Consider the following 24,048-nt stretch of genomic DNA (forward strand, 5'->3'; position numbering starts at 1 on the left):
CCTGATTCGTTCTTGCGCCGTTCCGCCCCTTTTCCATATAAAAAAACCCCAATCGTCATAAAAGGACGAATGGAGTTTGCTTCGCGGTACCACCTTTTTTCCAATCAAAAAAAACTGATTGGCACTTATATAGATAACGGATCTAATCCGTCTTCAACTAATAGGATTCTAAAGATCCGTTCGCAGAAGAAGCTCGTGGGCGACCTTCCGACTTTCTGCTTAGGAAATCTTCCAGCTAATGATTTCCCTCTCTTGAAGCAGGTTTGCATCGTACTCTTCCCTGTCGTTGCTTATGTAATTAAATTATACTGTTATACTACCGAAAAAAAGGGTTTGACGTCAATAATGATAACCACTTTTTTTATTTTTTATACTATATGCTTATTTTTTGGAGAATTCTCCGCACTTGTGGAATATACATAAATAAAATAAAAAGGGGGGTTGTTGGTGAAGAGAAATTTCCAAAAATTTAAATACCAACCCTGGTTTCGGACTTGTCGGAGAGTTTGCGCGCAGTTAATTGTTCCGTTTGTGATCTTCCAATTTATTCGAACACTGATCATTCCAACATTCTTTGATATTTTATTATTAACACTTTTTGTGGCCATTGCCGTGTCGCTCTATTTTGATTTCGTTTAAGGAGCCCTTGTAGCAAGATTACTGCTGCTGGGCTCCTTCTTTTGCTGCTGCCTGCGCATCAATCTCGGTCATTCTCATGACGACATACTCGGAATTTTTCAAATGCCAGTAGCGGTGCTGCAGCTGGCGTACATATTTCAACTCATTTTTTGGACGCTGCTTCCGATAATAGCTTTCTGCCACTTGGATAATGGGAATCGGGAGCGCTAAATAGCTGAAGAATAATAATTTTTCATCGGCTTTGAATGGAAAGTACTTAAAGTAATGATACACCCAATCTACGGCTGTATCGCTCCGCTTTGGATTGGTATTTAAGGCTCTTGATAAATACGGCAGAAGATCATGGATTGGTGAGCCATAACGAGCATTCTCAAAATTTATAAAAAAGCCATACCCTTTATCATCATATAAAAAATGCTCGGGTGATAATTTCCCGTGCGTAATGACCATTCGGGCCTTTTCGTTGTCTTTCGTTTTATCATACCATTCTTCAAATTTAGTTTTTGAGAATCGCAGCGCTTGGCTGATTTCATTGTAATAAAGGCAATATAACAATTCGAATGGCGACATGTAAGTCTTTTTTTCACATTCATCGATGAAGCCATCAAGGAATTCCTGTTGTTTTTCATGCTGTTGAATCGTCTTTTCATAGTGCTCGGTTCGCTCTTCTTTGTTCATTTCTATTTCTTTCGCGGATAGCGTATGAAGGCGTGCAAGTTCACGAAACAGCTGATGATTTTTGTGCTCACGGTCTTCCTTCTGTTCGTTTGACATCCACGGCATTAAGTAATAAAGATTATTTTCATGCAGGACAGCATACCTGCCATCCATGGTAGGGTAAATGGGAACAATGCGGTTAAACCCTCTTTGGTAGAGAAGATGAACATGGCGAATGAAGTCGGTCCCGGTCGTGGGGTCGATTTTTTTTAATGCAAAGGTCCCTTTATTTGAATACACTTTTAGAACACTGCCAAAATTCTCTACATAATAAGGCTCGATCAGGTAATTTGTTAAAACAGGAGCAAGTATATCTGTATAACGGGAGTTATTCATGAGAACTCAACTCTCTTTCAATAAGAAAAGCGTAATCGCCCTGGGACAAAATTGTGATGAAAAGAAGGTGAGCAGGTCATAAGAACCCGCTCATCTCTTTCAGTTATTTTTTTACAGGGCTGCTAGGAATATATAATACTTGGCCTTCGAATACATCTTGATTAATTTCGAGATTGTTGACGCGAAGGAGGTTTTGTACTGATACATCATATCGACCGGCCACGGTGTCCACAGTATCTCCCTTTTGGACGATGCAGATCTTAACTCTGGCTTGCTCAGAACTTTCATCTTTCCGAGCAAAAAACTCGGTTAACGTCATGCTTTTCTTTTTGGCAGGTTTTTTCTTTTTCACATTCTTTGGTGGTGCTTCTTCAGATGATGAAGAACTTTCTTCCACCTGGCTTCCTTCCACATGAGCTGTTGGGGCTGGCTTCACCTTAGAAACTATTTCTTCCGCGGTCTCTTGCTCAGGGTGGCTAGACTCACTCCTTGCTTCTTGGAACTCCCAAGCAGGTTGGTTTTCTGCACTTTTTACTTCTTCTAACTCCCATGTAGGTTGGCTCTCTTCACTTTTTACTTCTTGGAAATTCCATGCTGGTTGAGTCTCTTCACTATTTACTTCTTGGTGATACCATGGTGGCTGGTTCTCTGCGTTTCTGGCTTCTTGTAACTCCCATGATGGTTGACTCTCTTCACTTCTAGCTGCATGTACTTCCCATGCAGGTTCATTATCCTCATCTACTATTTCTTCCTGCGGCTGATAATTGAAGGTCGGAAATTTTGGTAAAACTTCTACGCTCTCTTCTTCTTGCGGCTTTCTAGCCTCTGCTTCAAATAAGAAGCTATCTTTGTAACTGCTCTGAACGGCTTCCAGTTCAACTTCTACTTCTTCCACATCTTCTTCGATTTCATTAGGCTGCGTACGATGAACAACCTCAATTTCCTCGACTTCTTCCTGCGGTTGTTGCTGCTGTTCAGTTCCATATAGACCGCTAATGGTTAGTTCTGCTGCCAGTTTCAGGCAACTGCGTTCAGGAATTGAGTAGTCAAACGATTCAACGAGAACATCGATGTCATAGATACTTTGAATCCGATTATTAGGGATGGTGATGTCGACTGGGAATCGATGTGAAAATTCACAGGTTCCTTCCTCGCGTGTATCGACCCTCTCCACAAACTTTTGTGATATTACACCTTCATCTTCGTTTTCATGGTTAGTTTCGTAACTTTTATATTCGCCGGTGAGTTCGAGCGAACCTCTTATGGTTACGTACTGATCGTTTTCCTGAATGGTAATGTCAGGGTCTAAAGAAATGGAAACAAGCTCCTCGACTTCCTGTCCTTTTCTAAACCACAAAGACTCCTCCAAGGAAAAGCGTAGGCACGATTGGTTCTCTTGGGACAAAGCGACTCCTCCTTTCGTTTCCTTCACGCAAAATCACTATGTCACTTACACTCTATGAGCCTTGGGCTATATTTATGATAATTTTGAGTAGAAAAGAATCGTAGTTTTTGGGGATGGAGATTTTTTTGTTTGTTAGAGGGTTGGATTCCGCCATGTTGAGTAGGAATTCCGCCGATTGACTCATTTATTCCGCCAAACTTGAACTTTATTCCGCCAACATTGATCGTCATTCCGCCAAAACCCAGGATTATTCCGCCAACCACTTTTTTTTAGCCGCCCGAAAGCCAGTCCACAGACTGGCCAAACTAATTAAGTTTCTAACCATACAAAAAAAAACACCCACCAAAACCGGTGGGTGTCTAGAAAGATATTATTTAAGCTTAGAGAATGCAATCTCTGCTGCACGGATGGTTTTTTCGATATCCTCATCTGAGTGTTCAGTGGATAAGAACAATCCTTCAAATTGTGATGGCGGCAAGAAGATGCCTTGAAGTGCCATCTCACGATAATAAGCCGCGAAGAATTCCAAATTAGATGATCTTGCCACTTCATAATTAATGACATCTTCATTGGTAAAGAAGAAGCCTATCATGGAACCAGCACGGTTAAATGTTATTGGAACATCATACTTCTCAGCAGCTGCCTTAAAGCCTTTTTCGAGTATATCACCCTTGCGGATAAATTCCTGGTAATGCTCTGGAGTTAATTGGCTTAGGGTTTCGAAACCTGCAGTCATCGCAAGTGGGTTACCAGACAAAGTTCCTGCCTGATATATTGGACCACTTGGGGCAATCTGCTTCATGATTTCGGCTTTCCCGCCATATGCTCCAACTGGCAGCCCGCCACCGATTACTTTACCAAGACAGGTAATGTCCGGAGTAATATTGAAATAGCCTTGTGCACAGTTATAGCCAACACGGAAGCCCGTCATTACTTCATCAAAAACTAACAACGCACCGTGATCGGAAGTAATCTCACGAAGTCCTTCCAAGAACCCTGGAAGTGGTGGTACTAGACCCATGTTTCCAGCAACAGGTTCAACGATAATACAAGCAATATCATCACCATATTGTTCAAATGCAAACTTTATACTTTCCAGGTCATTGTAAGGGACTGTAATCGTGTTTTTGGCGACCCCTTCAGGCACACCAGGGCTGTCAGGTAAACCAAGGGTTGCCACACCTGAACCGGCCTTAATTAATAGGGAATCCCCATGACCATGGTAACAGCCTTCAAATTTTAAAATCTTGTTACGGCCTGTATAGCCTCTCGCTAACCGGAGCGCACTCATTGTCGCTTCAGTACCTGAAGATACCATCCGAACCACTTCGATGGATGGTACACGTTCAATCACAAGCTTAGCTAATTTATTTTCCATTAATGTCGGTGCACCGAAACTTGTCCCAAGTTCAGCAACCTTTTTTAAGCCTTCAACCACACGGTCATTGGTATGCCCAAGGATAAGGGGGCCCCATGAAAGGACATAGTCAATGTATTCATTGCCATCAATATCATAGATTTTCGACCCCTTGCCTCGTTCCATAAAAATCGGGTCCATATTAACTGATTTAAAAGCACGTACCGGACTATTTACTCCGCCTGGCATAATGGCTTGGGCTTCTTTAAATGCTTCAATCGACTTAGTATACGAACGCATGCCGATCCCTCTTTTCAAATTATTGGTCTTCTCTTAACCAGCGAACCGCATCTTTTGCAGCATAAGTGATGATTAGGTCTGCACCTGCACGTTTCATGCCGATTAACATTTCAAGCACGGTGTTTTTCTCATCAATCCAGCCGTTTTGCGCTGCGGCTTTAATCATTGAATATTCTCCGCTTACATTATAAATAACAATCGGTAAATTAAAAGTGTTTTTCATATCGCGAACAATGTCAAGGTATGGCATTCCTGGCTTGACGATGAGGAAATCTGCTCCCTCTGCCACATCGGATTCTGCTTCCCGAAATGCTTCCATACGGTTTGCTGGATCCATTTGATAAGTCTTCCGATCGCCAAATTGCGGTGCGCCTTCAGCCGCTTCCCGAAATGGGCCGTAGAAAGCGGATGCATATTTCACGGCATAAGACATGACCGGAATCTCCGTAAAGCCTGCTTCATCTAATCCTCTACGAATGGCAGCAACAAACCCATCCATCATATTAGATGGTGCAATAATATCAGCTCCAGCTTCAGCCTGGGCGACAGCCGTTTTTACAAGCAATTCAAGAGATTGGTCATTTAGAATCTTCTCACCTTCAACCACTCCACAATGACCGTGGCTTGTATATTCACATAGGCATGTATCTGCTACGACAATAATTTCCGGGAATTTTTCTTTGATAAAGCGAGTTGCTACCTGGACAATCCCATGGTCGTGATAGGCTTGCTCACCACATGCGTCTTTCGTTTTTGGAATACCAAAAAGTAAAACAGACTTAATACCATGGGCCACGATATCATCCATCTCTGCTTCTAAGTGATCCATCGATACTTGGAATACACCTGGCATTGATGAAACTTCATTGCGAATATTTTCACCTTCATAAATAAATAGTGGATAAATGAAGTCCTCCGCTTTCAGATGATTTTCTCGGACAAGTGAGCGCATGTTTGCACTTGAACGTAAGCGGCGATGACGTTTAAATTGAAGTTCCATTTATTATTCCTCCGTCTCTAAATAAGCAATCGTACTATTAATCATTTCTTTAACCGTATACTCTTTTGGCGAAGCATGGACGGTTAACCCATAGGCACGTAATTTTTTCTCAGTAACAGGCCCAATACAGCCGATAAGGCAGTTTCTTACCTGCTCATTAAGACCATATTCCTTAACAACTGCCATCAGATGGTCCACCGTTGAAGGGCTCGTAAAGGTAAGGATATCAAGTTGCTGATTCGCGAGCATCCGGGCCAGCTTATCACGACTTTCATCCGGCAGGTACGTTTCGTAAATGACCACTTCATCTACCTGAGCACCGAGTTCAGTTAAAGATTGGGCGATATATTCTCGGGCAAGATTTCCTTTCGGAAGCAGTACTCGTGCATTTTTATCTATAAATGGGCTAACTTCTTCCACAAATGTTTCCGCCACATAGGCACTCGGAACAAACACAGGCGAGAATCCCCTCTCTTCTAAAACCTCAGCAGTCTTTTTTCCGATCACAGCGATTTTGGGAAGGGAACTGCCAAGTTTATCCTCATCCAAGAAAGAAAAGAAGGTTTCTACAGTGACATTGCTCGTAAAAATAATCCAGTCATATGTATCAAGTGCCATCAAAGCATCGTGAAGGAGTTGATTTTCTTCAATCGGACGAAAGGCAATAAGAGGGATTTCGATTGGAATCCCTCCATACCTTTCAACCAGTTGTGAAAAGGATTTTGCTTGATCTTTTCCTCTAGGAACAAGAACCGTTTTATCAAGCAAAGGTAACGATTGGGTCATTGACCTTCAAGCTCCCGTTTCACCTTTTCAATTAGGTCTTTACCACCCTTTTGAATTAATAGGTCAGCTGCCTGAACACCAAGCTCTTCTGGATTTTGTCCTCTAACTTCCTCTTTAATGATTTCATGTCCTTCTGGTGAACCAACTAAAACATTTAGGACGATTTCATCATTTTCAGCTGCATAAGCGAAGCCGGCAATCGGTACCTGACAGCCGCCCTCCATTTTTTGAAGGAAAGCACGCTCGGCACGAACGGCTCTTTCTGTTTTCTTGCAGGTGAATTTTTCAAAAAGTTCTAGAAGTTCTTTATCATCTTCACGGCATTCGATTGATAATGCCCCTTGCCCCACTGCAGGAATACAAAGATCTGCATCTAAAAACTCAGTAACCACGTCCGTTGCCCAGCCTAGGCGTGAAAGGCCGGCTGCTGCAAGAATGATCGCATCGTATTCTTCCGTTTCTAATTTTGCTAATCTTGTATCCACATTGCCACGGATCCATTTAATCTCTAAATCTGGACGCGCCACTAATAGCTGTGCACTTCGGCGCAGGCTGCTTGTCCCGATAATTGCACCTGGTTTTAAATCTTTTAACTTTACATGACCTCTTGAGATAAGGGCGTCACGGTGATCCTCACGGAATGGGATGCAGCCGATTGTCAGGCCCTCAGGTAAAACCGCTGGCATGTCTTTCATACTATGAACAGCCATATCAATCTCTTTATCAAGCATAGCCTGCTCGATTTCTTTTACAAATAATCCTTTACCGCCCACTTTTGAAAGGGTAACGTTTAGAATTTGATCCCCTTTTGTCACGATTTCTTTTACTTCAAATTCAAAACGAGGGTCCAACTTTTTGAGTTGGTCTATCACCCAATTTGTCTGTGTTAAAGCCAATTTGCTTCGTCTTGAACCTACAATTATTTTTCTCATGATTGTGCCTCCTGAGTTTATGCGCTACGAATACCATAAATGAAAAGATGATAATCGACCAAATAAGAAAAAGTTAATTAGGACTATTAAAAATGCAGCTGTATTCCAAATAGCTAATTGTCTTCCAGATACATTTTTCATAATATGCAAATATAAAAGGATACTATAGACTGTTAGTAACAGAAAGGACCCAATGATTTTCATATCGTACCATGGCATCCCAGGCACCTTTAGGAAGGCCCACTGCAGTCCTAAAATCAAACTAAGCAGCAGCATCGGCACACCGATAACGGCCAATATGTAAGATGATTTTTCAAGTTTATCTAAGTCTGCCAGTCGAATGAGCCTTGTTCCCCATTTTTTCCTTTTTAATAAATCATATTGAAGTAGATATAAAGATGAAAAAACAAATGATAGTGAAAATGCCCCATATGAAAGTATCGCCATCGTAATATGAATCAACAGTAGTTCAGAAACAAGCTGCTTCGCCATGATATGTGAACTATATTGCATCGGGGCGAATGTATGAATGGCCATAACTGTAAAGCCAAGGATATTTGTGAAAAAAACGATAAAATCAACCCGTAATAAATGATTGATGACAATGGACAACGTAACTAATATCCACGCATAAAAATAAAGTCCCTCAAAAATCGTTAGTACAGGGAACCTGCCAGTTTTATACATATAACTTACGAGGAAAACTGTTTGTAAAACCCATACAAATGCAAGTAACCAGAAAGCAATACGGTTTGCCTTCCGGTTATGGTGTAGAAAATCGAAAAAATATAACAACACACTAAAGGCATATAGAACAACGGTCAATTCGTGAAGCCTTGTCATAAAGACATTAAACATAGAATGTACCCCTTATGACTGAAAGGAAGCCCGCGGTGTTGTAACCGGTATTGGATTGGTTTCGGCTGCTTTCGAATGTTGTTCTTGAACAAGCTCTTCTATATTAAAGATTTTCATGAATAAATCCATAGCCTGATTTGCATCAGGTCGGGCAGCCAATTCTTTTGCTTGTAAAATAGGGTCCTTTAAGAGCTGGTTGATAATACTTTTTGTGTGCTTATTTAATACTTTTAAATCCCGATCCGATAAATTAGGCAATTTTCTTTCCAAACTAACCATCGTTTCAGATTGAATGATATGGGCTTTTTCACGAAGCGCTGAGATGACAGGAACCACACCAAGCGTTCCAAGCCATTGCTTGAACTCGACGATTTCTTTTTCGATCATGAGCATGATTTTTTCAGCAGCTTTTTTGCGTTCTTGCAGGTTGGCCTCCACAATTCCCTCTAAATCGTCAATATCGTATAAAAAGACATTTTCAAGATCGCCAATTCTTGGATCTAAGTCACGCGGTACAGCAATGTCCACCATAAATAATGGCTTGCCTTTGCGTTTCTTCTCAACCTTTGCCATTGTCTCTTTTGTAATGACAAAGTCCTTCGCACCGGTTGAACTGATCAAGATATCTGCTTCCACCAATGCTTTTTCTAATTCAGCCAATGTTCTTGCTTTACCGCTGAAACGATTCGCTAAGTCGATCGCCTTTTCATGAGTTCGATTAATTACGGTTACTTCCTTCACTCCATTTCCATGGAGGTTTTGGGCAGCCAGTTCACCCATTTTTCCAGCACCAAAAATTAATACATGTTTATTGGCAAGCGAACCGAAAATCTTCTTCGCCAACTCCACTGCTGCATAGCTGATAGAAACTGCATTTGCACCAATATCCGTTTCTGAATGTCCCCGTTTGGCAAGGGTAATTGCTTGTTTAAACAAGTGATTACATACGGTACCTGTCGTGCCTTGTTCCTGTGCCAACATGAAGCTAGTACGCACCTGACCAAGGATTTGTGTTTCCCCTAAGACCATGGAATTAAGTCCGCAAGTAACGTTAAATAAATGATCAACCGCCCCATCATCTTCATAAACAAATAAGAACGGAGAAAATTCTTTTTGTTCTATTCCGAACCATTCGGACAGAAATTCTTTAATATAATAGCGGCCTGTATGTAATTGATCTACAACCGCATAAATTTCCGTACGATTACATGTAGATAAAATGATATTTTCTAGGATGCTTTTTTTGGTATTTAACTTTTTTATTGCACCCGCAAGGTCGGCTTCGTTAAATGACAACCGCTCGCGAATTTCAACAGGGGCAGTTTTATAGTTTATACCGATCACTAATGTATGCATTTCTAAGGACACCCCCAATAGATATTACAACTTAACTAGTATGATTATATCATGTGCAATTTCGACTTTTGCTCGAAAAATGTGAACAGAAAACGAAACTATATGTTACTATATTAAAGAAAAGTGCAGATTACCATTCCCTATAGGGACAGATTAGCAAAGTTTTCTTTAGTATTTCTTAATAATCATAAATGTTTTCGTAAAATACTTCCTTATGTACATTATCAAAAAAACGGACGAGATTCAAGTGAACCTTACTGGAAGTGTGGTGTTTTTAATGAAGAATCAACGAATTTTTCCTGGGATTATTCTAATAGGTTTTGGTGCTTATTTTTTGTTGCAGCAAACCGGTATTACTATTTTCCAACAATTTTTCACATGGCCGACTCTGCTGATTATTGTCGGAATTGCTTTTTTAGGACAGGGGTACTCTGCTCATGACTTTGAGGCAATTCTTCCAGGGGTCATTATGGCTGGATTTGGACTCCATTTTCATCTGGTCGGCAAAGTGTCCTTTTGGCCTAGCAACACGATTGGAATGTTAATATTAATTATTTCGATAGGATTTTTTCTCCGCTTTCAAAAGACGAATTCTGGTTTATTTCAAGCATTCCTCTTTCTTATTTTAGCTGTTCTTCTCTTATTTTATGATAAAATTACTGCATATTTTGATGTCCTGCAAAACGGAATGAGTTTTGTTTGGAAGTTTTGGCCTGCACTCCTTATTGTGGTTGGAATTTATTTTCTGCTTAAGAAAAAAAAATAACGCCTGGCATATGCGCCAGGCGTTATTTTTTACATAAAGCTCTGTAGAGCGGACCACGCATCATCTTTTCCTAAACCTGTTTCGGATGAGAAAAGAATCATTTGGTCTTTTTTATCAACATCCATTGTTTCGCGGACAATTTTTAAATGCTTTTGCCATTTCCCTTTGGGGATTTTATCGGCCTTGGTTGCAATGATGATGCAAGGGATATCATAATGCTTTAAGAATTCATACATCATCACATCATCCTTTGATGGTGGATGTCTAAGATCAACGATTTGCACAGCAGCTCTTAGTTGCTCCCGTGATGTAAAATAAGTTTCGATCATTTTCCCCCATGCTGCACGCTCCGATTTAGAAACCTTCGCGTATCCATAACCAGGAACATCCACAAAATGCATCATTTCGTTTATCAAATAGAAATTTAGCGTTTGCGTTTTTCCAGGCTTGGAGGATATTCTTGCCAGACCTTTTCGATTTAGCATTTTATTGATAAACGAAGATTTACCGACATTAGAGCGTCCGGCGAGGGCAAATTCAGGAAAATCGGTTTCTGGGTATTGATCTGGCTTTACGGCACTGATGACAATTTCTGAACTTACTACCTTCATCTCACTTCACCTTCCAAAAGGGCATGTCTCAAGACTTCATCCACATGAGAAACAAGGACAAAATCAAGATCATTCCTTACACTTTCAGGGATATCATCAATATCCTTTTCATTATCTTTTGGAAGAATAATCTTAGTTAAGCCGGCGCGGTGCGCACTAAGTGTCTTTTCCTTCAGACCGCCAATCGGCAAGACCCTTCCTCTTAACGTAATCTCTCCAGTCATGCCGACTTCGCGGCGAATTGGTTTCCCGGACAACGCAGACACCAATGCCGTTGCCATTGTAATCCCTGCAGATGGACCGTCCTTTGGAACAGCACCTTCTGGAACATGAATATGGATATCATATTTTTCATGGAAGTTTACATCAATTCCTAGCTCTTCCGCCTTGGAACGGATATAACTAAACGCTGCATGGGCCGATTCCTTCATGACGTCGCCAAGCTTTCCGGTTAATACTAACTTCCCTTTACCTGGAGCTAACGAAACTTCAATCTGGAGAGTGTCTCCCCCCACTGTTGTATAGGCTAACCCAGTTGCTACTCCGACCTGGTCTTCGGACTCGGCCATACCATAGTGGAATCTTGGTTTCCCTAAAAACTCTTCGATATTCTTTTCAGTAATAATGACGCGCTTCTTCTCACCGGAAACAATAATTTTTGCTGTCTTCCGGCAAAGGGTCGCCATTTGACGTTCTAAACTTCGAACGCCTGCCTCACGGGTGTAGTAACGAACCACTTTTAAAATGGCATCATCGCGGACTTGAAGAATTCCCTTTGAAAGACCATTTTCTGTAATTTGTTTGGGAAGTAGATGCTCCCTGCAAATGTGGACTTTTTCAAGTTCGGTGTAGCCAGCGATCGTGATGATTTCCATTCTGTCCAATAGCGGTCCAGGAATGGTGGATAGATTGTTGGCCGTTGCGATAAACATAACCTTGGAGAGGTCATAGGTTTCTTCTATATAATGGTCGCTAAAATTACTGTTTTGTTCAGGGTCTAGGACTTCAAGCATGGCGCTGGATGGATCACCGCGGAAATCACTGGACATTTTATCAATTTCGTCGAGTAAAAAGACAGGATTAATGGTTCCTGCTTTTTTCATTCCTTGGATGATTCGACCCGGCATAGCACCTACATACGTTCTCCGATGACCGCGAATTTCGGACTCATCACGAACCCCACCAAGAGAGACACGAACAAAATTACGATTGAGGGATGTCGCTATTGAGCGGGCAAGACTTGTTTTACCAACCCCTGGAGGTCCTGCTAGACAAAGAATTGGCCCTTTTAACGAATTGGTCAGCTTTTGGACAGCTAAATATTCGAGGACACGTTCCTTTACTTTTTCAAGACCATAATGATCCTGATTTAAGATTTTTTCTGCGCGGATAATGTCAATGTCATCCTCCGTTTTGTTCGACCACGGGAGGGAAATGAGCCAATCAATGTAGTTTCGAATCACGGCACTTTCTGCTGAACTTGCCGGTACCTTTTCATATCGGTCTAGTTCTTTTTGCGCCGCTTTAAGCACATGTTCAGGCATGCCTGCTTGCTCAATTTTTTTCGTCAGGTCTGCTATTTCACCCGTTTTACCTTCTTTATCGCCTAGTTCCTTTTGTATCGCCTTCATTTGCTCACGCAAATAATACTCTTTTTGTGTCCGTTCCATTGAACGTTTGACACGCTGACCAATCTTCTTTTCTAGGTTTAAGACTTCTTTTTCGTTATGAATGATATCAATGACTTTATTTATTCTTTCTTTACTATCAGTCGTTTCCAGGATTTCCTGCTTTTCCTTCAACTTGATTGGTAAATGCGAGGAAATGATATCAGCCATCCTGCCTGGCTCTTCAATATCTGCAACAGAAGCATACGTTTCTGCTGAAATCTTCTTCGATAATTTTATGTATTGTTCAAAATAGTCAAGCATGGTTCTCATTAGCGCTTGGTCTTCGACATCTTTCGTCTCTGCGTCATCATGGGTAATGACTGTAACCGCATAGTAGTCTTCCTCATCATGAAATGAAATTATTTCCCCGCGATTTAATCCTTCTACCAATACTCTTATCGTGCCGTTTGGCAGTTTAAGCATTTGTTTCACTTTTGTTAAAGTGCCTATCGTGTATAAATCCTCTTCAGAAGGATCATCAATCGATACTTCTTTCTGAGTGCTTAAGAAGATTAAATGGTCATCTACCATTGCTTTTTCAAGTGCTTGTACTGATCTTTCACGTCCAACATCTAAATGAAGGACCATAGTCGGATAGACGAGCAATCCTCGAAGCGGCAGGAGGGGGACGATCAATTCGTTCGTTTTCGTCAAATTACTGCACCTCCAAATGCAAACAATTTTTTTAACTGCAAAATCAGAATGGTCTTTGTACAATTCTATCCTATTTATTTTTAGGTGTCTATTTTTAGAGAGAGTAGGTAATTTCTCTTTTCAGCATACGTTTATTTTCCCCAATCATTCCGAATTCTTTCCTTATAAAGGTTAGAATTCTTTGATAAATTATGCAAAAAAACTTCGGTTTGCCAATTGTACCACAAACCGAAGTTTTTTATTAAAGCTATTTTCGCATTGATTGTTGTTTTTCGCATAAGTTCATCAACCCGTATAACTAGTTGCTTTGTAGCATCTTTTCGTAAGAACATTCGCGAAAATTGGCCTAGAAACTTAGTAAATGATCCTTATAAAGCTTCAAAAGCAAAAAAGTTTACGAAAAGTGCCTTTATTAAATACTCTCTTTTTTTGATAACTCAATCGATGCAGGGATTGCATCCATTTTTTGATGTTCATTGACAAGGGCAATATCAAATACTTCATGTAGATGGGAAACTGGAACAATATTGATTCCCTCTATCTCATTTAAAATGGTTTGCATGTTTTCCTCTGGTATGATCACTGTTTTTGCGCCGGCCTTTTTTGCAGCTTTTACCTTTGGATATACCCCGCCAATCGGTTTCACATTTCCATGGATACTTATTTCACCTGTCATGGCGACGGTGTTGTCGATTGGAATTTTATAAATAGCGGAGTAAATCCCTGTTGCCATTGCAATTCCTGCCGATGGACCGTCGATTGGTACACCGCCCGGGAAATTCACATGGATATCAAAGTCGTTTGCTGGGACTCCCATTGAGCGTAAAACGGTAATAACATTTTCGATTGAACCGCGCGCCATACTCTTCCGGCGAATCGATTTGCCTTGTCCGCCAATACTTTCTTCATCAACAATTCCTGTAATATTGATTGTCCCTTTATCTTTTGCCGGGATGACGGTTACTTCTATTTCAAGCAATGCACCTGAGTTCGGCCCATAAACCGCCAATCCATTAACAAGTCCCACATGGGAGAAATCATTGATCTTTCGCTCCATTCTTGGTGACATTTGGCTGGCATGGATGACCCACTCAATATCTTCATCCTTGATATAATTACGATCTTCCGTGATGGCGAGACCTGCAGCAATTTGAATCAAATTCACCGTTTCGCGGCCATTCCTTGCATAATTTGAAAGTGTATTTACTCCTGTTTCGTTGATCTGAAGGTTTACTTTTTTAGCAGCCTTATTGGCAATTTCGACGATTTCTTCCTGTGTTAAGTCTCGAAAGAAAACCTCCATACAGCGCGACCGAATCGCAGGGGGGATTTCGCTTGGTGTTCTTGTTGTAGCCCCAATTAGACGGAAATCGGCTGGAAGGCCATTTTTAAAAATATCATGGATATGGGTCGGGATCTGGTTATTTTCCTCATGATAATACGCACTTTCGAGGAATACCTTCCGATCCTCTAATACCTTTAAGAGTTTATTCATTTGAATCGGATGCAATTCTCCAATTTCATCGATAAAAAGAACTCCGCCATGAGCGTTAGTCACTGCTCCCTGCTTTGGCTGTGGAATTCCTGCTTGCCCCATTGCACCTGCTCCTTGGTAAATCGGGTCATGCACTGAACCAATTAACGGGTCAGCAATCCCTCTTTCATCAAATCGTGCCGTTGTTGCATCCAGTTCGATAAAAACGGATTCAGGTTTAAAAGGTGATTTACGATTTTTTTTCGCTTCTTCTAACACAAGGCGGGCAGCTGCTGTTTTTCCAATTCCAGGCGGACCATAAATGATCACATGCTGGGGATTCGGTCCACATAGCGCTGCTTTTAATGATTTGATTCCGTCTTCTTGGCCGACAATGTCTTGAAAGCTTGAAGGCCGCACTTTTTCAGCTAATGGTTCTGAAAGTGAAATAGATCTCATCTTACGAAGTTGTTCCATTTCCTTCCGGGATTCCCGATCAATGGACACTTTTTGTGTACGCTGATTCCTAAGCAAATTCCAAAAATACAGCCCAATAATGATCCCGAAAAATAGCTGTATAAATAAGGCAATCCCCGTCCAACTCATACATTTCCCTCCTGCACTTCAACTTTTTACTAAATATATATTAATAAGTATTTCCTGCAGTGGGATGGAATAAACCATTATATTGTGAGAAACTGTTTTGAGTGACGAGGAAAAGCAGATTCGCTCAATGAATCGGAAAATTCGCTCATTAATCTGGAGATTCGCCCATTAAATCGAGAAATTCGCCCATTGATCATAGAAATTCGCCCATTACTTACGAAAATACAGAAAAAGACCCAGCACAAAGCCAGGTCTTCAGTATTATTATGCAGATTTTTCTTCTGCAACGACTGTTCCATCTTCTAATAAGAGTGTAGGAACACCATTGTTAACGACCGTTTCTTGGGTAATAACACACTTGGTGATGTCATCACGGGATGGTAGATCAAACATGACATCAAGCATTATTCCTTCAATGATGGACCGTAATCCACGGGCTCCTGTTTTGCGTTCAATTGCCCTTTTAGCAATCTCCGTCAAAGCACCCTCTTCAAATTGAAGCTCAACGTCGTCGATTTCAAGCATTTTTTGATATTGTTTCACAAGCGCATTTTTCGGCTTTGTTAAAATTTCAATCAATGCCGCTTCATCTAACTGCTCAAGGCTCGCAATTACTGGAAGACGTCCGATAAATTCTGGAATTAATCCAAAGCGAAGTAAATCTTCCGGTAATACTTTAGAAAGAAGTTCTTTCTGAGCTACTTCTTGCTGCTTAACATCAGAACCAAAACCAATCACTTTTTGGCCTAAACGTCGCTTAATAATTGGTTCAATTCCATCAAATGCTCCACCACAGATAAAGAGAATATTCGTAGTATCGATTTGGATAAATTCTTGGTGCGGGTGTTTTCTTCCACCTTGAGGCGGAACACTTGCAACCGTACCTTCAAGAATTTTTAATAAGGCTTGCTGCACGCCTTCACCAGAAACATCCCTGGTAATGGAAGGATTTTCGGATTTACGAGCGATTTTATCAATCTCATCAATATAAATAATCCCTTTTTCCGCCTTTTCTACATCGTAATCAGCAGATTGGATTAGTTTTAATAAAATGTTCTCAACATCTTCCCCAACATACCCTGCTTCGGTAAGTGAAGTAGCATCCGCGATAGCAAATGGTACATTCAAAATACGAGCCAATGTTTGGGCTAGTAATGTTTTACCACTTCCTGTAGGTCCAATCATACAGATGTTACTCTTTGCAAGTTCAACATCATCTATTTTGCTGTTGGAATTAATACGCTTATAGTGATTGTATACTGCTACAGATAGTGATTTTTTGGCCTGATCTTGACCGATAACATACTCGTCAAGAATTTCACAAATTTCTTTCGGCTTTGGTACGTCTTTAAATTCTACTTCTTCTTCTGTTCCAAGTTCTTCCTCAACGATTTCTGTACAAAGTTCAATACATTCGTCACATATGTAAACTCCTGGTCCGGCAACGAGTTTACGAACTTGGTCCTGTGTTTTACCACAGAAGGAACATTTTAATTGTCCTTTTTCATCATTAAATTTAAACAAATCCTTTCACCCCTTAAAAACGTGTTAGTATCCTACGAGAAGCAGTGAATTACACAAACAATGTCATTTTTCTCTCTAATTACTGAATAGTATGTATTTTGCATTGTAACACATAAAGCCAATGGACTGGAAATGAAAAGCTTTTGGTAAATAGGGTTTCATTTTGTTTGTGTAGTTCAATTGAAATGACTTATGTATTCATTAATTTTAACCATTATGATAAAAATAAATCTCAAAGCTGTCTGGAAATTATTTTATATTTATTCGCTTTGTCATAGATGATTTCCTGCCCATTGTAAAAAATGTTCCTGCTTCTTATTATAATATGTAATTGTAAAAATGTATAAAACAAGGCACGATTTTTATCGTGCCTTGCATTATTTATGTTAAATGTCTAGCTCTGCAACTAGTGAGCTTCGCTAAACGGGCGCTACCGCGTTTTTAATTACTTCTTGTTTTCAATAAGAAAGTCTACTGCTTTTTTAAGTTTAAGGTCACCTTGGATACCTTCAAGTCCGCCTAGCGCTTGTTTAATGCTATCAACTGTCATGTTGTACATACCAGCCATGTTTTCAAGTTCAGCATTAACATCTTCGTCCGTTACTTCAAGGTTTTCAGCCTTCGCAATCGCTTCTAGTGTTAAGTTCACACGTACGCGGTTTAAAGCTTCTTCCTTCATTTGCTCACGTAACGCATTTTCATCTTGACCTGAGAACTGGAAGTATAGTTCAAGATTCATACCTTGCATTTGTAAGCGTTGTTCGAATTCTTGAAGCATACGGTTTACTTCGTTCGTAACCATAACTTCTGGAATTTCCACTTCTGTATTTTCAGCAGCTTTTTCAACAACTGTATCACGTAAATGATGCTCAGCTTCGTGTTTTTTGCTGTTTTCTAAACGAGTTTTGATTTTCTCTTTAAGAGCATCTAATGTTTCAACTTCATCATCTACATCTTTTGCAAACTCGTCATCTAATGCAGGAAGTTCTTTACCTTTGATTTCATGAAGTGTTACTTTGAATACTGCAGGCTTACCAGCTAGTTCAGCAGCATGGTATTCTTCAGGGAATGTTACTTCAACGTCTTTAGATTCACCAGCAGCTAGTCCTACTAATTGCTCTTCAAAACCTGGGATGAATGATCCAGATCCAATTTCAAGTGAATGGTTTTCAGCTTTTCCACCTTCGAATGCAACGCCATCAACGAATCCTTCGAAATCGAGAACAGCTGTATCACCGTTTTCCACTGTGCCTTCTTCTTTGATAACAAGCTCAGCTTGGCGCTCTTGAAGAGTTTTAAGTTCGTTAGCAACATCTTCATCTGTTACAGTTGTATCGAATTCTTCTACTTCTAAGCCTTTGTACTCGCCTAATTTAACTTCAGGCTTAACTTGTACAGTTGCTTTAAAGATAAGGTCTTTACCTTTTTCCATTTGTTCAATGTCGATATCAGGACGGTCGATTGGCTCGATGCCTGTTTCATCAATCGCATTGCCATATGCTTCTGGAAGAAGAATATCTAATGCATCTTGATATAGAGATTCTACACCAAAACGTTTTTCAAACATTCCACGAGGCATTTTCCCTTTACGGAAGCCTGGAACATTTACTTGCTTAACAACTTTTTGGAATGCCGCGTTTAAACCTTCAGTTACTTTGTCCGCACTTACTTCAACAGTAAGAACCCCACGGTTTCCTTCTAATTTTTCCCATTTTGCTGACATACGTTTTCCCTCCAACAATCTATTCTCATATCATTCTTAACGAATTTGAGTAGTTCGGAAATCACCTGTCCAACAAGCAAATTTCCTTCTTTTAAATGTAAAATATAGTTTTTTACACAATGCAACCACTACATTATAACATAGGATTGTTTTCTTTCAACAGCCCAGCCTATATATTAGGATAAGAAATTTTCTCAATTTGTTCAATTTTGGCCATTGCTTCTTCTATTTCCGTCACGGATGCACCATATTCGCTTGAAAGAAGATCGATCCTCGTATTCATCCCCAGATAATCTTGTGCCAAATGGTGAAAGGCTGCGGCCCAAGCATGAGTGCTTTGCGGCTCTAATTCAAACGGATAGCTCATAAAAAAATTACGCTCTACCATTCCGCTGGTATTCTCAAAAAGACCAGGGTTATTACTTTCCAGTCGAGACTCTACTTGAGCCTTTACCTCTTTCATTCTTGGTGCTTCTCTAACCTCTGGAAGTTGTGTTGGAATAACTTTCATTTCCATTCCAAATTTCTTGATAGATAGTTCACTATCAATTTCCTGCTCTTTTAAAAGGGTTAAAAGGATTGTTTTTAAAAATGGATGGCCTGCTTCCGCTTCTAAATAATCTGCAATTTCAGCGAGATAGGGACGAATATTTTTCTCTGCTAGACTTGAAACTAGGAGCAATTGTTCATTTAGATTTTCATTGGCAAATAGATTTAACTCTTGGAGCGGCGGTGTTTCCTCCGGTTCGATTTCATCCCTTTGAAGTTGACGATTCTCTGCCATTCGCCTGCTAAATTGAAGAATCGTTATGAAATGATCATACTTGTCAGGCGGAATCTCTTTTTCATCTAACAGGGCTTCAACGGTCGATACGATTTCCTGATATTCATGTAGTTGAATTAGGACTGTCAAATAGAGGTCGACCATTTGGAGGTAGTCACCGATCCCCTTATGGAGCATTTCCTTAGCAAGCTCTTTCGCTTTTAGAAAAGATGAAGCTTCAAAATAAGCAAGAACCAGCCCGATTAATATTTCGTCATTGTCAGGGTCATACTCTCTTGCTTCTTCCAAAAAGGTAATGGCTTCTTTAAATTTTTTCTTTTCAAGGTTTTCGAGACCTTTGTCGGTTAATCTTTTTTCAAGGCCGGGAAAAAAGACTATATTATCTATTTTTTTTACAGGTTTCCTTTTTTTCATAAAAAACCGTCCTTAATTAGAAAAGCGCAAGCGCCTTGGACAGCCCTGACCTCCGCTACCGGGCCCGGCAGTGAAGTCGCTTTTTGACTTCATTGGCAAGTCCGAAGCGTCTCGAGGGGCTAGGCGCTGAAGTTAGGCATTTTTCAAAGTTATTTGGAAAATAGTGTAACATAAATACACGGCAAAAAAAACAACATCAATGGTGATGGTTTCGAAATAGAGAGGGAAAACTGTTTATCTACTTTAAACTTAGTTCCAATCCTATTGCGTCACTTTAAGTTACCGTAAACTTGGATCCATTGCCATTACGGTCACATAGAACCTCTTTAAGTTACCGTAAACTTAGCTCGCACACCTTTTCGGTCACATAGAACCCTATTAAGTTACCGTAAACTTGAATCCATCGCCATTTCGGTCACATAGAACCTCTTTAAGTTACCGTAAACTTGAATCCATCGCCATTTCGGTCACATAGAACCTCTTTAAGTTACCGTAAACTTGAATCCATCGCCATTTCGGTCACATACAGCCCCTTTGAATGACAGATTGTTGTTTATAAACAGAAAAAAACTCACTTATAAAAGTGAGTTTTTTTCTCTAGTATGTAGTATAGCGTCCCAGGAGAGATTCGAACTCCCGACCCACGCCTTAGAAGGGCGTTGCTCTATCCAGCTGAGCTACTGGGACATATAAGTTGTTTAAGACAATATTTATTATATTACCGTAATATCAAAAAGTCAACAGACTTTCTAATATTTTTTTCAAAAAAATAAAGGGAGAGAAAATCTCCCCATTATTTATGACAGGACAAACTCCCGGGCAAGCTCCGAAAGTTCCTTTCCGCTTATATCATAAACGGACATCTTTATTTTTTCATCCAGCAAATCAAGGATTATATAAGTTTTTTCAAAGCGCTCTCTTGGCAGACGGATGCTGCCTGGATTTAAAAATAAGATTCCATCAATTACTTCTGCACCGAGGACATGGGAGTGTCCAAAACAGACGATATTTGCTTTTACTTCCTGTGCCTTGTATTTTAAATTCATCAAGGTGGTTTTAACTGAATAACGGTGACCGTGAGTAATAAAGAACTTTCGGCCCCCCACTTCAGAAATCGTCTCTAATGGATATCCGCCGCCAAAATCACAATTCCCCATTACCGTTAGATATCCGGAAATCACTGGATTATCAGGGGTCAATTCCGAATCACCGCAATGAATCATTAAATCGACTTCATCCAAGTGTCTCTCTCTTAACACACTTAGTTCCTTCGTTAATCCATGGCTATCACTAACAATTAACACCTTACTCATTTCTGGTCCGCTCTTTCTACAATAGAATCCAAGACTGCATCTAGCTTTTTTAACGCATTCGCACGGTGGCTGATATTATTTTTTTCTTCCGCAGAAAGCTCAGCCATCGCTAAGCCTTTCTCAGGCACATAAAAGACCGGATCATACCCAAACCCATTGGTACCCCGTCTCTCTTCAAGAATACGACCTTCACAGGTGCCTGACACCGTTATCGTTTCTTGACCAGGAACGGCGACTGCTAAGGCACAGTAAAATCTTGCCGAACGTTTCCCCTCAGGAATCCCTTCTAATTCAGACAGTACCTTATCTGTATTGTTCTGGTCATTTTTTGGTTCACCTGCATACCGTGCTGAATAAATCCCCGGTCTGCCTTCTAGGGCATCCACAATTAAGCCTGAGTCGTCGCCAATTACCATTTTCCCCAGCGCTTTAGAGACAGCCTCGGCCTTCAATGTCGCATTTTCTTCAAAAGTATTTCCTGTTTCCTCGACCTCAGGAATCTCTGGAAAATCAAGCAAGGTACGAACGGTGATGCCTCTTGACGAAAAGATGTGCTCAAATTCCATCGCCTTGCCAGGATTTTTAGTCGCAATAATAACTTCTTTCATTTCGATCGCCTCTTATTTTAATTTCTTCCTTCTATCTTCAATCTTTTTGGTTATCTCTTCACCCAGTACTGCTTTTTGGTGTTCGAATAGTTCCATCAAACCTTCTTGAGCAGCACTAAGCAGTCCTTGTAGTTGTTCAAAAGAGAAGGTTGACTCTTCTCCCGTACCCTGTAGTTCAACAAATTCGCCATTACCGGTCATAACTACGTTCATATCAACTTGTGCCTTAGAATCTTCCGCATAGTTTAAATCAAGGACTGTTTGGTTATTTTGTAAGATCCCAACACTGGTTGCTGCTAAATAATCCGTAATTGGAAACTTGGCAAAAGACTTTTTCTCGGCATAGCCATTTAATGCAAGGGCCATCGCCACAAATGCTCCTGTAATGGAAGCTGTTCGGGTCCCGCCATCGGCCTGGATGACATCACAATCAATCCAAACGGTTTTTTCACCAAGTGCCGCTAAATCGACGATAGCTCTTAGAGCGCGGCCGATTAGTCGTTGAATTTCCATCGTTCGACCGGAAACCTTCCCTTTAGAAGATTCGCGAATGTTTCTTGTTTCTGTTGCTCGTGGGAGCATGGAATACTCGGCAGTAATCCAGCCTTTTCCTTCTCCTCTCATAAAGTGAGGCACTCTGTCTTCAATACTAGCTGCACAAATTACTTTCGTATTTCCTACAGAAATTAGGACAGAACCTTCCGGATGCATTAAATAATTCGGTTCAATATGTATGGGTCTTAGTTGTAACGGCTCTCTTCCATCAACACGCACCATTACTGCCTCCTTAATATTTTGGCTGTGTTAAACTAGCATGTTGATTTGCGCTCCAGGCACTAGCGGTTCGCGAGCGGTCAGAGTGTCTCCCCAGCCCCGAATTCCTGCAGGACATTGAAAAAGCATCGTCGAGTCAACACCGCACGAAGGAAATGCGATAGCATTTTCGAGGATCTCGCGCCTTCGGCTCCAATCAACGTAGCTAAAATAACAACAATAACCTTTAACACAGCCATATTTTTAAATTGGTATATCATGTGCTTTAAATACCAAATAAAGAAGAGGCGGCATTCAAGCCAACCTCTTTCATTTTCATTATATAGTATAACAAATATATATTTTTTTTAAAAACTACCTGTGTTTACTTTTTCTGGTCGAGTTACGGGTTCAGTTAATTTTTTCCCATTATCATTTTTAATATCTGCTTTGCCGTTAACTTCAACAGCTACTTTTTCAACGCCCTCTTGTTCCGTTAGAGAAAGGACAAGTGTATCTAATAAATGCTGGGAGATTTCCTTATCTTCAAAGCTGCCAAAAACATTTTCATTAAAATTCAAGGTGACTTTTCCATCCTCATATTTTGGTGCTTCAAGGAGTTTCACATCTGACATAAATTCAGATACAAGTGTTGATTTTTCACTAGGTCCTTTAATTAATTCATTAACGACTGCTACATAATTATCTTTTTCATTGTTATTTACCCGGCGCGTAACAGGCACATAATAATAGGAACCTTCTTCACCGCCGATATAATACACAGTCACAGGTTTGGTATTGGTAATATCATTTACATCCGTTGTATCAATGTTGATACCGGTTGCTCTGGAGAGATTTTCGCTAATAGGTGTGCCGTTCACAGGCATTTCAGTCAAATCATGACCATTCATTTTAAGCTTCACTGTTTTAATATTATCAAACTGAGTCAGCGTCCAAGTGACGGATTGGAGAATTTTCATCTCATCTTCAGCTTGGTAATTTTTAAACTCTTTCGAAAAATTAACCGTAGCAACACCATCTTTATCAATATTCACAGAAAGTTCCGTGTCCTCCGGGAGAACTGCGCGAAAATCATTTGGGAGTTTATCTGTAACTGGGCCGTTTGTTACTAAATATTCAAGCGCCTGTTTAGCGACTGAATTAGTTTTTGGAAGATCCAATGTTTGTGGAACGACATAACCGTCTTTATCGACCAAATAGAGCTCCGTTTTGACGGTGTTTGCATTTGCCTCCTTACCAGATTCCTTCTTTGTCGTTTCCTTACTTGTTTTATCTTCCTTAATCGTCACACTCTTTGGCGGATCAATTTTCTTCTCTGTTTCGGACCCTAATAATCCACATCCTGACAGTAGAACTGTTGATGTAAGCACAGTCGACATAAGGATCTTCGCCTTATTTGTAGACATAATTATTTCCCCCCTAAGACAGTTTGTACTAACAT

General features: G+C 40.4%; 20 protein-coding genes, 1 tRNA gene and 1 other annotated feature. Of the genes, 2 read left to right on the forward strand and 19 right to left on the reverse strand.

Going from position 1 to position 24,048, the window contains the following annotated elements:
• Positions 1-58: 58 nt before the first annotated feature.
• Positions 59-296, reverse strand: a binding site (T-box leader).
• A gap of 151 nt (positions 297-447) precedes the next feature.
• Positions 448-639, forward strand: a complete 192-nt coding sequence (locus KW850_RS12120) for a hypothetical protein (RefSeq protein WP_218347833.1) — start codon at positions 448-450, stop codon at positions 637-639.
• A gap of 18 nt (positions 640-657) precedes the next feature.
• Here KW850_RS12120 and ysxE read toward each other — a convergent pair whose 3' ends face one another.
• The 8 genes from ysxE to hemA form a co-directional block, all read right to left on the reverse strand.
• Entirely contained in the window at positions 658-1,692 is a 1,035-nt protein-coding gene (gene ysxE, locus KW850_RS12125; protein ID WP_218347834.1) for a spore coat protein YsxE, read from the reverse strand.
• A gap of 103 nt (positions 1,693-1,795) precedes the next feature.
• Complete coding sequence (gene spoVID / locus KW850_RS12130) at positions 1,796-3,124, reverse strand: stage VI sporulation protein D (protein ID WP_308128791.1); 1,329 nt, start codon at positions 3,122-3,124, stop codon at positions 1,796-1,798.
• A gap of 343 nt (positions 3,125-3,467) precedes the next feature.
• Entirely contained in the window at positions 3,468-4,754 is a 1,287-nt protein-coding gene (gene hemL, locus KW850_RS12135; RefSeq protein WP_218347836.1) for a glutamate-1-semialdehyde 2,1-aminomutase, read from the reverse strand.
• Positions 4,755-4,773: 19 nt separating this feature from the next.
• The gene (gene hemB / locus KW850_RS12140; protein WP_218347837.1) at positions 4,774-5,754 is read right to left on the reverse strand and encodes a porphobilinogen synthase; all 981 of its coding nucleotides are present in this window, start codon (positions 5,752-5,754) and stop codon (positions 4,774-4,776) included.
• Positions 5,755-5,757: 3 nt separating this feature from the next.
• Positions 5,758-6,540 (reverse strand): uroporphyrinogen-III synthase, encoded by a 783-nt coding sequence (locus KW850_RS12145; protein WP_218347838.1) that lies wholly within the window; start codon positions 6,538-6,540, stop codon positions 5,758-5,760.
• Positions 6,537-7,472: a hydroxymethylbilane synthase gene (hemC, locus tag KW850_RS12150; protein WP_218347839.1), complete on the reverse strand. Its 936-nt coding sequence runs from the start codon at positions 7,470-7,472 to the stop codon at positions 6,537-6,539. The genes KW850_RS12145 and hemC overlap by 4 nt, the downstream gene beginning before the upstream one ends.
• Before the next feature lie 24 nt (positions 7,473-7,496).
• Complete coding sequence (locus KW850_RS12155; protein ID WP_218347840.1) at positions 7,497-8,330, reverse strand: cytochrome C assembly family protein; 834 nt, start codon at positions 8,328-8,330, stop codon at positions 7,497-7,499.
• Positions 8,331-8,342: 12 nt separating this feature from the next.
• On the reverse strand, positions 8,343-9,686 hold the full coding sequence (hemA, locus tag KW850_RS12160; protein ID WP_218347841.1) for a glutamyl-tRNA reductase: 1,344 nt from the start codon (positions 9,684-9,686) through the stop codon (positions 8,343-8,345).
• A gap of 277 nt (positions 9,687-9,963) precedes the next feature.
• Between hemA and KW850_RS12165 the strand changes: the two genes are divergently transcribed.
• Positions 9,964-10,452: a LiaF transmembrane domain-containing protein gene (locus KW850_RS12165; protein WP_218347842.1), complete on the forward strand. Its 489-nt coding sequence runs from the start codon at positions 9,964-9,966 to the stop codon at positions 10,450-10,452.
• A 29-nt stretch (positions 10,453-10,481) separates the two neighbouring features.
• On the opposite strand, the gene yihA is transcribed toward KW850_RS12165, so the two are convergent.
• The 11 genes from yihA to KW850_RS12220 all read right to left on the reverse strand — a co-directional run bounded on the left by yihA (position 10,482) and on the right by KW850_RS12220 (position 24,013).
• Positions 10,482-11,063 carry a ribosome biogenesis GTP-binding protein YihA/YsxC gene (gene yihA, locus KW850_RS12170; RefSeq protein WP_218347843.1) on the reverse strand — a complete coding sequence of 194 codons (582 nt, stop codon included), beginning with the start codon at positions 11,061-11,063 and terminating at the stop codon, positions 10,482-10,484.
• Positions 11,060-13,387 carry an endopeptidase La gene (gene lon, locus KW850_RS12175; protein WP_218347844.1) on the reverse strand — a complete coding sequence of 776 codons (2,328 nt, stop codon included), beginning with the start codon at positions 13,385-13,387 and terminating at the stop codon, positions 11,060-11,062. Before lon ends, yihA begins: the two co-directional genes overlap by 4 nt.
• Before the next feature lie 412 nt (positions 13,388-13,799).
• On the reverse strand, positions 13,800-15,467 hold the full coding sequence (gene lonB / locus KW850_RS12180) for an ATP-dependent protease LonB (protein ID WP_218347845.1): 1,668 nt from the start codon (positions 15,465-15,467) through the stop codon (positions 13,800-13,802).
• A 264-nt stretch (positions 15,468-15,731) separates the two neighbouring features.
• The gene (gene clpX / locus KW850_RS12185; RefSeq protein ID WP_218347846.1) at positions 15,732-16,991 is read right to left on the reverse strand and encodes an ATP-dependent protease ATP-binding subunit ClpX; all 1,260 of its coding nucleotides are present in this window, start codon (positions 16,989-16,991) and stop codon (positions 15,732-15,734) included.
• 445 nt (positions 16,992-17,436) lie between these two features.
• On the reverse strand, positions 17,437-18,714 hold the full coding sequence (gene tig, locus KW850_RS12190) for a trigger factor (protein ID WP_218347847.1): 1,278 nt from the start codon (positions 18,712-18,714) through the stop codon (positions 17,437-17,439).
• Positions 18,715-18,883: 169 nt separating this feature from the next.
• Positions 18,884-19,912, reverse strand: coding sequence for a tetratricopeptide repeat protein (locus KW850_RS12195; protein WP_218347848.1), 1,029 nt, complete (start codon positions 19,910-19,912; stop codon positions 18,884-18,886).
• Between the two features lie 613 nt (positions 19,913-20,525).
• A tRNA-Arg gene (locus KW850_RS12200) sits at positions 20,526-20,599 on the reverse strand.
• 110 nt (positions 20,600-20,709) lie between these two features.
• The gene (locus tag KW850_RS12205; RefSeq protein ID WP_218347849.1) at positions 20,710-21,225 is read right to left on the reverse strand and encodes a metallophosphoesterase family protein; all 516 of its coding nucleotides are present in this window, start codon (positions 21,223-21,225) and stop codon (positions 20,710-20,712) included.
• Positions 21,222-21,833, reverse strand: coding sequence for an XTP/dITP diphosphatase (locus KW850_RS12210; RefSeq protein WP_218347850.1), 612 nt, complete (start codon positions 21,831-21,833; stop codon positions 21,222-21,224). Before KW850_RS12210 ends, KW850_RS12205 begins: the two co-directional genes overlap by 4 nt.
• Positions 21,834-21,845: 12 nt before the next feature.
• Positions 21,846-22,607: a ribonuclease PH gene (gene rph, locus KW850_RS12215; RefSeq protein WP_218347923.1), complete on the reverse strand. Its 762-nt coding sequence runs from the start codon at positions 22,605-22,607 to the stop codon at positions 21,846-21,848.
• Between the two features lie 347 nt (positions 22,608-22,954).
• The gene (locus KW850_RS12220; protein WP_218347851.1) at positions 22,955-24,013 is read right to left on the reverse strand and encodes a GerMN domain-containing protein; all 1,059 of its coding nucleotides are present in this window, start codon (positions 24,011-24,013) and stop codon (positions 22,955-22,957) included.
• Between the last annotated feature and the right edge of the window lie 35 nt (positions 24,014-24,048).

It is taken from the genome of Bacillus sp. sid0103, assembly GCF_019219025.1.

Coding starts and splice junctions, on each gene's coding strand:
- ysxE (WP_218347834.1), bottom strand. CDS start 1,692: ATGAATAACTCCCGTTATACAGATATACTTGCTCCTGTTTTAACAAAT.
- hemL (WP_218347836.1), bottom strand. CDS start 4,754: ATGCGTTCGTATACTAAGTCGATTGAAGCATTTAAAGAAGCCCAAGCC.
- hemB (WP_218347837.1), bottom strand. CDS start 5,754: ATGGAACTTCAATTTAAACGTCATCGCCGCTTACGTTCAAGTGCAAAC.
- KW850_RS12145 (WP_218347838.1), bottom strand. CDS start 6,540: ATGACCCAATCGTTACCTTTGCTTGATAAAACGGTTCTTGTTCCTAGA.
- hemC (WP_218347839.1), bottom strand. CDS start 7,472: ATGAGAAAAATAATTGTAGGTTCAAGACGAAGCAAATTGGCTTTAACA.
- KW850_RS12155 (WP_218347840.1), bottom strand. CDS start 8,330: ATGTTTAATGTCTTTATGACAAGGCTTCACGAATTGACCGTTGTTCTA.
- hemA (WP_218347841.1), bottom strand. CDS start 9,686: ATGCATACATTAGTGATCGGTATAAACTATAAAACTGCCCCTGTTGAA.
- KW850_RS12165 (WP_218347842.1), top strand. CDS start 9,964: ATGAAGAATCAACGAATTTTTCCTGGGATTATTCTAATAGGTTTTGGT.
- yihA (WP_218347843.1), bottom strand. CDS start 11,063: ATGAAGGTAGTAAGTTCAGAAATTGTCATCAGTGCCGTAAAGCCAGAT.
- lonB (WP_218347845.1), bottom strand. CDS start 15,467: ATGAGTTGGACGGGGATTGCCTTATTTATACAGCTATTTTTCGGGATC.
- tig (WP_218347847.1), bottom strand. CDS start 18,714: ATGTCAGCAAAATGGGAAAAATTAGAAGGAAACCGTGGGGTTCTTACT.
- KW850_RS12195 (WP_218347848.1), bottom strand. CDS start 19,912: ATGAAAAAAAGGAAACCTGTAAAAAAAATAGATAATATAGTCTTTTTT.
- KW850_RS12205 (WP_218347849.1), bottom strand. CDS start 21,225: ATGAGTAAGGTGTTAATTGTTAGTGATAGCCATGGATTAACGAAGGAA.
- KW850_RS12210 (WP_218347850.1), bottom strand. CDS start 21,833: ATGAAAGAAGTTATTATTGCGACTAAAAATCCTGGCAAGGCGATGGAA.
- KW850_RS12220 (WP_218347851.1), bottom strand. CDS start 24,013: ATGTCTACAAATAAGGCGAAGATCCTTATGTCGACTGTGCTTACATCA.